The organism is Acidimicrobiales bacterium, assembly GCA_040219085.1.
Taxonomy (GTDB): Bacteria; Actinomycetota; Acidimicrobiia; order Acidimicrobiales; family JAVJTC01; genus JAVJTC01.
This window is the reverse complement of sequence record JAVJTC010000020.1, coordinates 252970-266402: the sequence shown is the minus strand read 5'-3', so window position 1 is coordinate 266402 and position 13433 is coordinate 252970. Positions and strand designations below refer to the sequence as shown.

General features: G+C 70.4%; 15 protein-coding genes and 1 tRNA gene. 12 read left to right on the top strand and 4 right to left on the bottom strand.

Annotated features, from left to right (window positions below):
• Window positions 1–115: 115 nt before the first annotated feature.
• From RIE08_08690 to RIE08_08660, 7 genes are all read left to right on the top strand, one after another.
• Window positions 116–1120 (top strand): sterol desaturase family protein, encoded by a 1005-nt coding sequence (locus RIE08_08690; GenBank protein ID MEQ8717674.1) that lies wholly within the window; start codon window positions 116–118, stop codon window positions 1118–1120.
• Between the two features lie 10 nt (window positions 1121–1130).
• Entirely contained in the window at window positions 1131–1670 is a 540-nt protein-coding gene (locus RIE08_08685) for an RNA polymerase sigma factor (protein ID MEQ8717673.1), read from the top strand.
• On the top strand, window positions 1667–2461 hold the full coding sequence (locus RIE08_08680) for a hypothetical protein (protein MEQ8717672.1): 795 nt from the start codon (window positions 1667–1669) through the stop codon (window positions 2459–2461). The genes RIE08_08685 and RIE08_08680 overlap by 4 nt, the downstream gene beginning before the upstream one ends.
• Window positions 2458–3303, top strand: coding sequence for an ABC transporter ATP-binding protein (locus tag RIE08_08675; protein ID MEQ8717671.1), 846 nt, complete (start codon window positions 2458–2460; stop codon window positions 3301–3303). The genes RIE08_08680 and RIE08_08675 overlap by 4 nt, the downstream gene beginning before the upstream one ends.
• Before the next feature lie 81 nt (window positions 3304–3384).
• On the top strand, window positions 3385–3621 hold the full coding sequence (locus RIE08_08670) for a hypothetical protein (GenBank protein MEQ8717670.1): 237 nt from the start codon (window positions 3385–3387) through the stop codon (window positions 3619–3621).
• Window positions 3622–3661: 40 nt separating this feature from the next.
• Window positions 3662–4255 carry an isochorismatase family protein gene (locus RIE08_08665; protein ID MEQ8717669.1) on the top strand — a complete coding sequence of 198 codons (594 nt, stop codon included), beginning with the start codon at window positions 3662–3664 and terminating at the stop codon, window positions 4253–4255.
• A 111-nt stretch (window positions 4256–4366) separates the two neighbouring features.
• Window positions 4367–5791 (top strand): diguanylate cyclase, encoded by a 1425-nt coding sequence (locus tag RIE08_08660; protein MEQ8717668.1) that lies wholly within the window; start codon window positions 4367–4369, stop codon window positions 5789–5791.
• A 3-nt stretch (window positions 5792–5794) separates the two neighbouring features.
• Here the strand turns inward: RIE08_08660 and RIE08_08655 are convergent, their stop codons facing one another.
• Complete coding sequence (locus tag RIE08_08655) at window positions 5795–6442, bottom strand: ferric reductase-like transmembrane domain-containing protein (GenBank protein MEQ8717667.1); 648 nt, start codon at window positions 6440–6442, stop codon at window positions 5795–5797.
• Window positions 6439–7356, bottom strand: a complete 918-nt coding sequence (locus RIE08_08650; protein ID MEQ8717666.1) for an FAD:protein FMN transferase — start codon at window positions 7354–7356, stop codon at window positions 6439–6441. The genes RIE08_08655 and RIE08_08650 overlap by 4 nt, the downstream gene beginning before the upstream one ends.
• Window positions 7357–7368: 12 nt before the next feature.
• Between RIE08_08650 and RIE08_08645 the strand changes: the two genes are divergently transcribed.
• Window positions 7369–8073, top strand: coding sequence for a hypothetical protein (locus RIE08_08645; GenBank protein ID MEQ8717665.1), 705 nt, complete (start codon window positions 7369–7371; stop codon window positions 8071–8073).
• A gap of 34 nt (window positions 8074–8107) precedes the next feature.
• Here the strand turns inward: RIE08_08645 and RIE08_08640 are convergent, their stop codons facing one another.
• Window positions 8108–8815, bottom strand: a complete 708-nt coding sequence (locus RIE08_08640; GenBank protein MEQ8717664.1) for a hypothetical protein — start codon at window positions 8813–8815, stop codon at window positions 8108–8110.
• A gap of 253 nt (window positions 8816–9068) precedes the next feature.
• Between RIE08_08640 and RIE08_08635 the strand changes: the two genes are divergently transcribed.
• Window positions 9069–9572: a sigma-70 family RNA polymerase sigma factor gene (locus RIE08_08635; protein MEQ8717663.1), complete on the top strand. Its 504-nt coding sequence runs from the start codon at window positions 9069–9071 to the stop codon at window positions 9570–9572.
• Window positions 9569–10567, top strand: coding sequence for a hypothetical protein (locus tag RIE08_08630; protein ID MEQ8717662.1), 999 nt, complete (start codon window positions 9569–9571; stop codon window positions 10565–10567). Before RIE08_08635 ends, RIE08_08630 begins: the two co-directional genes overlap by 4 nt.
• Window positions 10568–10795: 228 nt before the next feature.
• Here RIE08_08630 and RIE08_08625 read toward each other — a convergent pair.
• A tRNA-Arg gene (locus RIE08_08625) sits at window positions 10796–10869 on the bottom strand.
• A 40-nt stretch (window positions 10870–10909) separates the two neighbouring features.
• On the opposite strand from RIE08_08625, the gene RIE08_08620 reads away from it, so the two are divergent.
• Window positions 10910–12562: an AMP-binding protein gene (locus tag RIE08_08620; protein ID MEQ8717661.1), complete on the top strand. Its 1653-nt coding sequence runs from the start codon at window positions 10910–10912 to the stop codon at window positions 12560–12562.
• A gap of 44 nt (window positions 12563–12606) precedes the next feature.
• The gene (locus RIE08_08615) at window positions 12607–13371 is read left to right on the top strand and encodes a 5'/3'-nucleotidase SurE (GenBank protein ID MEQ8717660.1); all 765 of its coding nucleotides are present in this window, start codon (window positions 12607–12609) and stop codon (window positions 13369–13371) included.
• Window positions 13372–13433: the final 62 nt, after the last annotated feature.

The following is a 13433-nucleotide window of genomic DNA, read 5'->3' as shown; positions in this document are numbered from 1 at the left end:
ATCACCGGAGGTTCGACACCGTCGCCGGGCCGGATTGGTCCGGCGCGCACCCGTGACCAGAATCCGTGAACCGACGGAGCCGCTCGGCCCGATAGGTCAGGTGAAGGAGGCAACCATGACCCTCGCCTGGCCGACCTCGCCGCCGCCCCGACCACCGCCGCCCGGACCTGCAGCGCAGCCCCCGCCGCCCGCTGCGCCGGCGGAACGGTCCCGCTCACTGTCGAGGCGCATCCTCGGCTGGATCCACGTGGCTGCGCTCATCGCCGCCATCGCGACCGGGGTCGCTCTCGGCTACGAGGGGGCCGGGATCATCGCGGCTCTCTTCGTCCTCGTCGTGCCCTTCGAAAAGCTCTTCCGACGGCACCGTCAGCGCATCCGCCGGCCCGGGCTGCGCACGGATCTCACCTATGCCCTCGTGTCGCCGCTCAACAACCTCATCGGTCTCGTCGCCGGTGTCGTCATCGCGGTGCTGTGCTTCCCGCTCTGGCTGCCTGCGTTCACCCTGCGACCACTCGTCATGGCCCAACCCGGCTGGTTGATCGCGATCGAAGGCGTTCTGCTCCTCGACGTCCTGATCTACTGGACCCACCGCCTGTCCCACGAGGTCCCTCTGTTCTGGCGCTTCCACTCGATCCACCATTCGAGCGCCCGGATGGACTGGATCTCGGGTATCCGGGTCCACCCCTTCGACGGTGTGCTCATCGCCGTACCCGTCGTCTTCGCTCTCGTGGCGGGGTTCCAACTCGAGGTCGTCGGCGGATTCGCGGTGGTGCAGTTCCTGATCGGCCTGTTCGCCCATGCGAACGTGCGGTGGCGCCTTCGGCCGCTCCACAGAATCGTCATGACGCCGGAGTTCCACCACTGGCACCACGGCAACCACCCGGAGTCGATCCACACCAACTACTCGGTCTTCCTGCCCGTGTGGGACATCATCTTCGGCACCTACTTCATGCCGGCGGACCGCCGCCCGCAGCGCTACGGGGTGGACGAGGCGGTGCCGGCGGGCGTCGTGAGCCAGATGCTGTACCCGTTGCGCCGACGGTCCACCGGGACGGCGCGGCCCTCGACTCCCGCACCCGATCCGGGCGCATCACCGTGTGCGGTCCGGGCCGATTCCTAGCATGGCGGTGGTGACCGACGCCGGGGAGCACGCGGACACCTCGGACCGTGCGCTGATCGCGCGCATCGGTGACGGGGACCGGGCGGCCCTCGCAGCGCTCTACGAGCGCCACGCGGGTTGGCTCATGGCCCGGCTCGCGCGCCGCTGCGGAGATGCGGACTACATCGACAGCGCGATCCAGGACGCCTTCCTCGCGGTGTGGCGCCAGGCCGGCGATTACGAACCGACCGGCGATGTCGCCGCCTGGATCTGGACGATCGCGCTGCGCCGTCTCATCGACCAGATGCGTCGACTCCGCCCACCTGAACCGGTGGAGGAGATCTCACGACTCGCACGGGTGGTGACCGAGGAGGTGCCCATCGCCCTCGCCGACACCGACCTGGGTCAGGCCTTCGCCCGGCTCGAACCGGACCTGCAGGCCGTGCTGGCCGCAACCGCACTGGACGGGCTGACGAACCGCGAGGCGGCCGTACTGCTCGACATCCCCACCGGCACGGTCAAGTCCCGCCTGGCGCGTGCCCGTCGCATCCTCGAGGAGGAACTCCGATGAGTCCCACATCCCGATCGACCGCGCTCGAGACAGCGCTGCAGGCGGCGGCGACAGACCCGGTGCGGCTCGCGGGCCCCCGGGACCAGGCTGCCCCCGACCCGGCCCGGCTCGCTGCGAACCTCGCCGCCGTGCAGGCCGAGGTTGCTGCTTCGAAGCCCCGCTTGGTCGCCCGGATCATGACGCGCCTCGGCGTCGACGACGTGACGGTTTCGCTGGTGACCGCGACCCCGGGTCTGCGCCGATCATGGTTGGTCGCAGTCACGATCGCGCTGGTCTTCGCTCTGCAGGCGGCGTCCGGAAGCGGCGGCGAGGGGGTCGATCGTCTCGTCGTGTTCCTCACGATGGCACCGCTCGTGCCGCTGCTCGGTGTCGCTCTGGCGTTCGGGCGGGGCGTCGATCCGACCCATGACATCGTCGTGGCCGCACCGATGGAGGGCCACCGGGTCTTCCTCGTGCGGACCCTGACGGTGCTGACGTCGAGCACCGCGCTTCTCCTCGTGGCGGCGGTGCTGACCCCCGAACGAGGACCGGCGCGCATCGCCTGGCTTCTCCCGGCTCTCGCGGTGACGGCCGCCACGATGGCGCTGGCCACCCGGATCACGGTCCGGCGGGCGGCTCTCACGGTCGGCGGTCTGTGGTTGGCGGTCATCGTCACCGTGGACCGGACCGCCGACGCGTCGACCGCGTTCGGCCCGGCCACACAGGTCGCCTCGGGCCTCGTCGCCATCGCCGCGACGGTCCTGTTCTTCGCCGGCCGCGGCCGCCTCGGCGACATCGAGCGGGCGCAGTGAGCGCGCCCGTGATCACCGTCGACGGCGTGTCGCACCGCTACGGCACGACCACCGCACTCGACATCGGGCACCTGGTGATCGGGCCGGGCGCGACCGCGATCCTCGGCCCGAACGGCTCGGGGAAGAGCCCGCTGCTGCGCCTCGTCGCCACCGTGGCGACACGCCAGTCCGGCTCGGTGCGCGTCGACGGCCTCGACCCCGACGACCCGGCCACGCGCGTGGCGCTGCGGCGCCGACTCGGCTACCTCGGCCAGGACGACGGCCTTCCGCCCCGGATGCGGGTCGGGGAGTTCTGCGAGTACGTCGGGGCGCTCAAGGAGATCCGGCCTCAGCGCCTCCGCCGGCGCTGGTGTCACTGGGCGCTCACGACGGTCGGACTCGACGATGTGGCCGGCGACCGGATCTCGACCCTGAGCGGCGGAATGCGCCGCCGACTCGCCCTGGCACAGGCCCTCCTCGGCGATCCCGACCTGCTCGTCCTCGACGAGCCCCTGAGCTCGCTCGACGCACACCGCCGCGGTGACGTGGTGACGCTGGTCGCCGACAGGGCCGGCGCCGCAACGCTTCTGATAGCGACCCACGAAGCCGACGAACTCGCCACCGTCTGCGGCAACGTGGTCGTGATGGACCGGGGCCGGGCCATCTTCACGGGCACGCCGCAACGACTCGCCTCGACCGCCGCCGGGCTCGTCTGGGAGACGGACCGGCCACCGCCGGGCATCCCGACGCGCGCCGTCGCCCCGGGGCGGTTCCGCTGCATCGGCGAGCCACCTCGCGGTGCGCCAGCGGTGACACCGAGCGTGGCCGACGGCTACGTCGCGACGCTCGGCCGAGCCGGCTGACCACTTGCCGTGGGCACTCCGGGCGGTCGCGGGACCTCCGCCCCTACAGGGGCGCACTGTGGGTGGTGGACCATCGCGGAGATGGACACCAACCGCCGTGACGAACCTGTCCGACTAGCCACCGACTCCCAGGGCCTCGTCGAGTGTCCCCGCCGCGGAGAGGTCAGCGCCGAGTGGTGTGAGGGATGCCCCCGACGCGTCCACATCGAGGGACCCGCGGCGGCCCCCGACGCGGTCGTCTGTGTCCCGGGCGCCGACGTCGCACCGACGACGTGGGAGCCGATGAGGTTCCCCCCCGACCTCGGCCAGGTCCGCTGACCGCTGCCCGCGCGGCCCGTGACCTACCTACTGTTGGGTCATGAGCCATCACTACGACGCGGCGACGGCACTCGTGGTCGTCGACGTCCAGAACGACTTCGCGGACCCCGGTGGGTCCCTGTATGTGCATGACGGCGAAGCCGTCGTCGCCCCCCTGAACGACGAGATCGACGCCGCCCGCAGCGCCGGCGCCACGGTGGTGCTGACCCAGGACTGGCACCCGATGGAGTCGCCACACTTCACCGACGGGGGCGGAACGTGGCCCCGCCACTGCGTGCGTGGGACCTGGGGTGCAGAACTTCACCACGACCTGAACGCCGATGCGGACCTCCTCCTGCGCAAAGGCACCGGCGGCGAAGACGGCTACTCCGCTTTCACGGTGATCGATCCCCGCACAGCGGCCCGTTCGGCCACCGGCCTCGCTGCGTATCTCGACGCGCGCGGGGTCACATCCGTCGTGATCGGCGGTCTCGCTGCGGACGTGTGCGTGAAGGCCACCGCCACCGACGCCCACGATGCCGGCTTCGTCACCACGGTCCTGTGGTCCATGACCCGGGCGGTGGAGATCGAACCGGGCGACGGCGATCGGGCACGGATGGGACTCGTGGAGGCGGGGGTGACCGTCGCCGGCTGACGCTACACCAGCGCCTTATTCAGATACCGGAATAGTTCCAGGGTCCCGACCACGACGACGAGGGCCCGTCAAGCCGGTACTGTCGAAACAGCGACGGCGAAGGGAACCTCGGTGGACGAGGCCCCACAAGGCGAGCGGACCGGGGACACGAGCCCCTCCGGCCCCGGCGGCACCCGCCAGGGCGGCGGGATCGCGCCTCACCGGGGACTGCCGACCAGCGGCGCGTTCTACGCGAAAGTCCTCCATCACCTGCCGACACCGGTGCTCGTCTTGGACGACACCGGTCACGTGATCTACGGCAACGTCGCAGCGGCGAGGCTCGGCGGTTGGACGATCGCCGAGGGCATCGGCATGCAGACCCTCGACCGCGTGCACCCCGGCGACCAGGCAAGGATCCTCGAGGTCTTCACCAACGTCGCGACCACCGACCGGGGCACCGACTTCGACAGCGAATGGGCCGAGATCGAGTTCCGGATGGTCGGCGCCTCTGGGCGTGTCGTCTCCGTGGAGGTGATCGGCACAGGGGGTCTCGCCGACCCGGACGTCGCGGGGATCGTCTACACCCTGCGTCCCACCAGGGGCGACGAACTCCTCAGGCGCATCCTCGCGTCACTCGCAGGCGGAGCGGGCAGGAGCGGTGTCCTCGCGATGATCATCGAGATGGTCGCGCTGCCACCCCTCGATGTCGGGGCGGTCCTCCTCGAGACCACGCCCAACTCACATCACGTCATGGCGGCCAGCGACGACGCCCTGTTCCGTGTCTTCGCCGCCGACGCAGGCCCCCTGCGGTGGGCGACCGTCGGAACGCGGCCACGAGCCGTGTCGGTCTCCAACATCGGCGACACCATCGGCCGGCGCCTCCTCGAAGCGGACTACTCGGTGTGTTGGGGCGTCGACGTCGAGACGGACGAAAGGGGAGAGTCGCATCATCTGCTCGCGTTCGCCCGGGTACGCCACGCTCCCTCGAACGCACTCGCTCAACGCCTCGAGCGCGCCCGTGAACTGGTCCGGATCACCCTCGACCGTGACCGTCACGATCAGCGCCGGGAGTACGAGGCCACCCACGACAGCCTCACGGACCTGCCGAACAGGCGAGGATTCGAGCGCCGCTACACGACCACGGTCGGCGTCGGCGAGTGGGTCGGGCTGTTGTATCTCGACCTGGACGACTTCAAGCCCGTGAACGATACGCACGGCCACGAGGCGGGTGACACCGTGCTCCGGGTTGTCGCGACGCGCCTGCGCGCCATCCTCCGTCCCGGTGACACCGTCGCCCGTCTCGGCGGCGACGAGTTCGCTCTCGTCCTTCCCGGAGCCACCGACCGCGCATGGCTCGAGACCATCGCCGAGCGCGTGCGTGAAGTCGTGGCCGGGCCCATCGAGGTGGGCACCGGGGCCGTCACGGTGACGGCCAGTGTCGGCGTGGCACTCGCGCCGAGCAGCATCGCACCCGAGGAGTTGTTGTCGCTGGCGGATCGGGCCATGTACGAGGCCAAGCGCAGCAAACCTGGCGGGGAGAAGACCCAGGAGTCCTGAGGCTCAGCCCTGAGATACCACGGGGACCCGCTCTTGCGACGGCTCGACCTCGGGAACTCCCTGCGACGACGGCTCCACCGGAGGCGTTCTCTTCGCCGACGGTCGGGCCGGGATGACCCGGGCCGGTCGTTTCTCGACGACGATGCGAACGATGGTCAGGAAGGCCACGACGTTCACGGAGATGATCGCGCCCCACCGCAACCAGCCGTGGCCGGCGTCGGTGCCGGCGGTGAAGGTGTGCGCGGTCGCCATGGCGAACAGCGGCAACGAGGACACGTGCACCCACCGCCACAGCCTCTTCGGGATCCGGCGGCGGAGCAGAGACGTGATCTCCACGGCGAGCAGGAGCCACATGGCCACCACCCCCCATGCGACCGCCCCGGGCTGCCACTCCGACGAGTAGGGCACCAGGAGGTCGATGACGTCGAAGTGCACATAGCTGTCGGCTACCAGGCCGGCGAGGTGGAACCCGGTCATGACGATGGCGACGAGCCCCAGATACCGATGCATCGACAGGAGCCAGGGCTTTGGGACTCTCCGGCCGGCGATCACCGTGGACAGCGACAGTCCGAGCACCACCGAGACCGTGAGCAGAGCCCACGCGACGATGCCACCGGATCGGGCCACGTACCACCACAGCTGCTCGTTCACGATCCGCCGACCTCCTCGAGATCGCCGACGACTGTTCTCTTTCCGTTCTTCGCGACCAGAATCGCCGTCACGCCACCTTCATGCAGGAGCGACTCTGCGTCGTCTGCGCCCGCGACGAGCGCCGACTTGGCCATGACTTCCGCCCACCATGTGGCCCCGGCGATCACGGTCACCGACGCCAGAGCGGTGTCGGCGGGCTCACCGGTGCGGGGATCGATCAGGTGGTGCCGGTCCGCACCGTCGTGGTGCCAGCGTCGGGTGAGAACACCCGACGTGGCGACGCCTCCACCACCCGGGGGCAGCCCGAGGGTGCACACGGGAGCGACACCCAGGGGATCGTCGACGTGCACGCGCCAACGCTCACCGTCGATCGGTTCGCCGGCGAAGCGGATGTCGCCGCCGAGGTCGAGGTAGCAACCGGCGGCACCGACCTCGAGAAGTTCTTCCGCGACCAGATCGGCGGCCAGTCCCTTGCCGAGACCGCCGGGATCGAACCGGCCGCCTTCGACGGTGACGGTGTCGCCGTCCACCCGGAACGTACCCACCGGACGGGCGGCGCCGGTCCGGGGCTGCGCTGTCCCTTGGGCGGGCACGAGCTCGCGATGGTCGCGGTCATAGCCCGCCGCGATGAGATGGTCGAGCACCATCGGGTCGAAGAGCCCGCCGGTGGAGACACGGGCGAACTCGGCCCGCCGGAAGAGGTCGATCGTGGCGGAACCCACCGTCACCGGCCGACCGGGCCGCTCGTTGATCCGGGAGATCTCGCTGTCAGCGACGAACCGGGACCAGGTCTCCTCGAGCGCCCGGACCCGCGCCTCGGCGCGATCGGTCAGCCCGAGAGGTCCGTCCACCACCACCTGACACCGCGAGCCCATCGCCCGGAACTCGTGCACCCGCACGGTTGTGGCGCTCATCCGCTCGGCTGGGTGGTCGGAGTCGGCACGGGGGTCGGCGGAGGCGTCGGTGCCGGCGTCGGCGCGGCCGTTGGAGCCGGCGTCGGCGCCGGGGTGGGCGGAGGCGTAGGGGCCGCGGTGGGAGCCGGGGTGGGCGCCGCCGTCGGACGCGGCGTGGGCGCCGCCGTCGGGGCCGGCGTCGGCGCGGTGGTCGGCTGTGATGCCGGAGGCTGCGTGGGAGCGGGAGTCGCCGCAGGCTGCGGAGCCGCCGTGGGGGCCGGCGTCGCCGCAGGCTGGGCTGCGCTCGACGGAGCCGGTGCCGGGGCAGCCGGCTGTGCGGGCGCAGTCGGTGCCGGGGCGCCGGGAGTGGCGGCGGCGTTCGGCTGGACCGACACGGCCCCACCGGCCGGGCTCGCCGGACCCTGCTCACCCGCGGGGGTCGCTTCCTCGACGGGGGTCTCCGCGTCGAGGGGCCCGTTCGCGGCGTCAGCCCCAGGGGTGGGTTCGACGACCGTCGACGGCGTCTCCGGAACGGTCACCTCGGTCTCGGCGCCGACCGTGCCCGGCGGCGAACCGGCCGCGTCGAACGCGGGATCAGGAGCGGGATCCCCGACGGCGGCAGCCAGGGTGGTGACGCGACGGCTCTCGACGAAGCCGCCCATGGCGAGCACGATCCCGATGAACAGACACACCGTTGCGCTCGTGGCGATGATGCGGGCCGCCAGAGCCGGCGGTTGACGACGGCGCGAGGGCGCCGGGGCGTCGGCCGCCATCAGTGACCGTCCTCGTACTCGTACTCGTGGTCGTCCTCTTCCTCGTACTCGTCTTCGTGCTCTTCGTACTCGTCCTCTTCCTCGTACTCGTGCTCGTACTCGTGCTCGTCTTCGTGCTCGTCGTACTCGTCGTCGTCTTCCCACGCCGGAGCGGTGGGAGAGGGCGTGGCAGCCGGCGCGGAAGTCGGCGTCGGTGTGGTCGCCACCGGCGAGATCGGCCGACTGACGGGGCCGGACGGCGCCGGCGTCGCAGCAGCCGACGGGGTGGCCGCCGGTGTGGGCACGACCAGGTCATCGACCTCGAAGGAGGAAGGTGCCGTCTGCTGGGTCGCATCGCCGGCGGGGGCCACAGGGGGAGCGGTCGGAGTGCCGGTAGGCGTCGGAGCGAAGTTCGCAGGGGCCGGAGCGGTCCAGGCCGGCGACGAACCGGTAGCCGCCGGAACCGACGTCGGCGTCTCGCCGGATTCGGGCTCGGTGGTGGGGTCTTCGGATGGCACCGCCTCGGCGGTGGGGTCGACGACATCGGCGACCGGTTCCACGACCGGCTCGCCAGGCGCCTCCTCTATCGGACTGACCGCTGCGGCGAACTGGGCCTCGGTGGTCTGGCCGGCGTCGAGGGCCGACAGTGACAGGGCGACGGCCGTGGTGGCCGTCACGATGACGGCGATGACCGAGGCGGCGATCGTGAGTGCGGTGCGGCGAGGCATGGTGGCTCCTGGTCCGGGGGACTCGTCACATGGGACACGCCGGTCACCACGCTGGGGGTTTAGCCGACCACGAATCTTTTTTCGGTTTGCGATGCGACTAAACCTGCGGGGCCCTCAGGTGCGTGTGAGAGGTGTGACCTTTCCTGCCACACTGGGCGAAGAGTGGCTTCGGCTGATCTCGCTGAGCGATGCGAGGCCGGCCGCACGCGTCATTACCGCCACCCAGACAGCGACGAGGCGGATCGTCTTCGAGATGACCGACAGGCACGATTTCGACGCGTTCTTCACCGACACGTACGGACCGGTCGTCGCATCGCTGACTGTGGCGTTCGGCGACGCTGAGGCGGCCGCCGAGGCCGTCCAGGACGCCTTCGTCAAGGCCTATTCGCGCTGGAACCGGATCCGTCGCTACGACATCCCCCAGGCGTGGGTCCGCCGTGTGGCGATCAACCGGCTCCGGGACCTCGCCCGCAAGCGCGAGCGCCAGAGGAAAGCGGAGGCACGGGCGGGCGCCGAGCCCCGCAGCCACGTGTCCCTCGGCGCCGAAGACGGCGGTTTCGCCGAACTCGTCGGCCGACTCCCGGAACGTCAGCGCACCGCGATCGTGTTGCACTACCTGGAGGACCTTCCCGTCCGCGAGATCGCGGACTCGATGGGAATCTCCGAGGGCGCCGTCAAGGCACACCTTTCGCAGGCCAGGGCGAACCTGCGTGAACACCTGAGCGAAGGCGACGACCGGGAGGAGAGCTGGCGATGAACGACATGTTCGACGACGAGATTCGCCGGGGTCTGCTCGAAGCGGCCCCGAGCCGGATCGACCATCCCGAGGCCGTGCTCGAGGGACTGCGCCCCCGCATGCGGCGCGCCCGCAACCGGCGCGTGGCCGTCACCGGACTCGGCGTCTCGCTACTCCTCGTGATCGCCGTGGCGGCTGCTGCGTTCGCCCTGTCGGGAAGCGGCAGCGACGACGGCGGCAACGAGATCACCGTCGCCGGCGACCCTGACGGCGGCGGATCCACGACGGACGGCGGCGACGGCGTTTCCGGCGACGGAACCTCCATCGACGGGGCGATCGTGCTCGAAGCCGGACCCTCGGCCACCCCGGGAAGCGACGGCATCGCCCGCTTCGACATCGACGTGGCCCTGGTCACAGTGCGTATCGAAGCCGACGCCCTCACCCTCATGTCCGTCGACACCGATCCGGGCTGGTCCCACGTCGTGGTCACCGAAGATGGAAGCGTCATCGAGCTCCTGTTGACCGACGGCACCGAGAACGTCCGCTGGCGCGCCCAACTGCGCAACGGCACCGTCACGACCTCTTCTGGAGCGGCACCGGTCACTTCGAGCAGCGATGCCGGAGGTGTCCCGGGCGGGACCACCGACGGTGGCTCCGCCGGGCCGACGGATTCCGGCGGGAATGGCGATGACGGCGGAACCGGTGGCGACACGGACGGCACCGGCGACGAGGGCTCGACCGACGGCGGCGTGACCACCACGCCGACAGCGACCCCCGGCGGATCGACGCCCACGCCCGGTCCCGGCCCGAGCGCCACGCCGACGCCGACACGCACGCCGACGGCCACACCGACGCCGACGGGTACCCCCGACGATGGAGACGATCACGGGGGCGAGGACCCCGAAGACCCCGAAGATCCCGAGGAGCCCGAGGAAGAGGACGAGCCGGAGGAAGAGGACGAGCCGGAGGAGATCGAGACTCCGGAGACGCCCGAGCCTCCTGAGATCGAGTCGTAGTGCCGTGACCGGGGATCCGGCGGTGCCCACCAGCCCACATCCCGGTCATCCGCTGGCGACAGTGTCATAGCGATTATCCCGGTCATCCGCTGGCGACAGCGTCATAGCGAATTCCAGCCTCACACTGCTCCCGAAGGCGACCAATTCGCTATGACACCGCTCCGGAGCGTTACCGCCACGAGACCGTCCGCACCATCACCCCCGGCGCCACCTGCGGCATCACATCGGCGCCCCCGGCAGGATTCGAACCTGCGACCTGAGGATTAGAAGTCCACTGCTCTATCCATCTGAGCTACGGAGGCGGAGTCCTCAGGCTACGACCGTCGCGGGTAGCGTCGTCGCATGGCCGAACCACTGCCCGCCGGGCTGCTCGACCCCGACATGTTGTGGAGCGAGGTCACGACCCTCGGGGACCTGCTGCTACGGATCGCCGCACGGGCGCCCGACGACATCGCGGTCGTCCTGCCCCACGAGCGACTCACCTACGGCGAACTCGCAGCCGAGTCGTTCCGGCGCGCCGCGTCGCTTCGGGCGCTCGGCGTCGAACGCGGCGACCACGTCGGAATCCTCATACCGAACTCGGTCGACTTCATCGCCACCCAGTTCGCCGCGTCGTTCCTCGGTGCCGTGGTCGTGCCGATCAACACCCGTTTCCGCCGGCGCGAACTGTCCCACACCGTCACCGACGGCGGCCTCGTCACCATCGTCACGAGCGACATCATCGACGACCACGTCGACTTCGCGGAACGGCTCACCGAGGCCGTCCCCGGGCTGACCGACGCCGACGACCTCCTCCACCTGGACCTCCCCGGAGCACCACAGCTACGCAACGTCGTCCTGCTCGGCGAGCGGACCGCGCCCGGAATGATCGACGAGGCGACCTTCGACTCCCTCGGTGCCGACATCGACCCGGCCGAGATCCTGCGGGAGAGTCGCCTGGTCCGGGTCCGGGACGTGTCGATGATCCACTACACGTCGGGAACCACCTCGCTGCCGAAGGGGTGCGTGCTCACCCACGAGGCCGTGGTCCGCGACTGGATCGCCACCGGCCACCGGATGGGTGTGCGACCGGGCGACAAGTTCTGGACCGGCTGCCCGATGTTCCACATGGCCGGCACGGGCCCGATGATCTCGGTGATGTGGCAGGGCGGGACCTTCGTGACCCAGACCCACTTCGACCCCGGCGTCGCGATCGACCTGATCGAGGCCGAGGAGGTCACCCACATCTACACGGCGTTCCCGACGATCGCGATGGCCATCCTGCGCCACCCCGACTACTCGGTCGAGCGCACCGCGTCGGTGCGGATGATGATGAACGTCGCGCCGCCCGACACGCTGCGCCTCATGCAGTCGCTGGCGCCCCACATGACCCAGATCAGCGCCTTCGGGCAGACCGAGAACTGCGGCACGGCCTGCCTGGGCGAACTCGACGACAGCCTCGAGGACCGCACCGAGACCTCCGGTCGACCCCTTGACGGGATCGAGGCACGCATCGTCGATCCCGAGACCGGTGAGGAGACACCCACCGGCACGGTCGGTGAGATCCACCTGCGGGGCTACTCGACCCTCGAGTGCTACTTGAATGATCCCGAGAAGACCGCGGCGACGATTCTCCCCGGGGGTTGGATCCGCACCGGCGACATGGGATGCATGGACGACAACGGCCGTGTCTCGTACCGCAGCCGCCTCAAAGACATGTTGAAGGTCGGCGGCGAGAACGTGGCGCCCACCGAGATCGAGGCGCAGCTCTCCACCCACCCGGCGGTGCAGATCGCCCAGGTCGTCGGCGTACCCGACGAGACCTACGGCGAGGTTCCCGTCGCGTTCGTCGAGCTCGTCTCGGGGGCGACGGTCACCGCCGAGGAACTGATCGCGCACTGCGAAGGCGAGATCGCCTCGTTCAAGATCCCCCGCGAGGTCCGCTTCGTGGACGAGTGGCCCATGTCCGCCACCAAGATCCAGAAGTTCAAGCTCCGCGAGATGCTCGACGTCTGACGGGGCTGACCCGCCCTCCCCCGCCCACGACGAAGGAACCCCACGTGCGCGTCCTGGTGACCAACGACGACGGCATCGACTCCGAAGGCGTCCACGCCCTCGCACGGGCGCTGACGCCCCACGGCGACGTGACGGTGTTCGTGCCCTCACGGGACTACTCCGGCGCCGGGGCCTCGATCGGACACCTCGGCCACGGCATCCCCGACGTTCACGTGGTGGACCGCCCCGGGCTCGAGGGCGTGGCGGCCGCCTACCACTTCGACGGGCCGCCGGCGCTCGCGGCGCTCCTCGCCTGCCAGGGGATCTTCGGGGACCCGCCCGACGTCGTGTTCTCCGGGATCAACCTCGGCTGGAACGTCGGGCACTCCGTCCACTTCTCCGGGACCGTCGGCGCGTGCATCACGGCACGGGTGTTCGCGATCCCCGCTCTGGCCGTCAGCCAGCCCGCAGCGGGCGCGGGTGACGCTCAGCACTGGGAGACAGCGGCCGAGGTCGCCGCCGGATTCCTCGCGGACCTCGTGGCCGAACCGCGGCTGTTGAACGTCAACGTGCCGAACCTGCCGCCCGGCGAACTGCGCGGCACCCGCCGGGCGACCCTCGCCGATCGCATCCCCTTCGCGCTTCACTCCCCCACGCTCTCGGAGGCCGAACCGGGCCGGTTCCGGGCCGAGTTCCAGTCCGGAGGACACTTCGACAGCGCCGAGGACTCCGACACGGCCCTGGTCGACGCCGGCTACGTCGCCGTCACCGAACTGGCGGAGACGACGGTGGCGACGAGCTCGACGGAGCGGTCCGGACCTTCGCAGTGAATCCCGTGTCGCCGTGACGTGACGCCGCCCTATCATGAGTCGTCCTCCACCGCGGTGGAGAC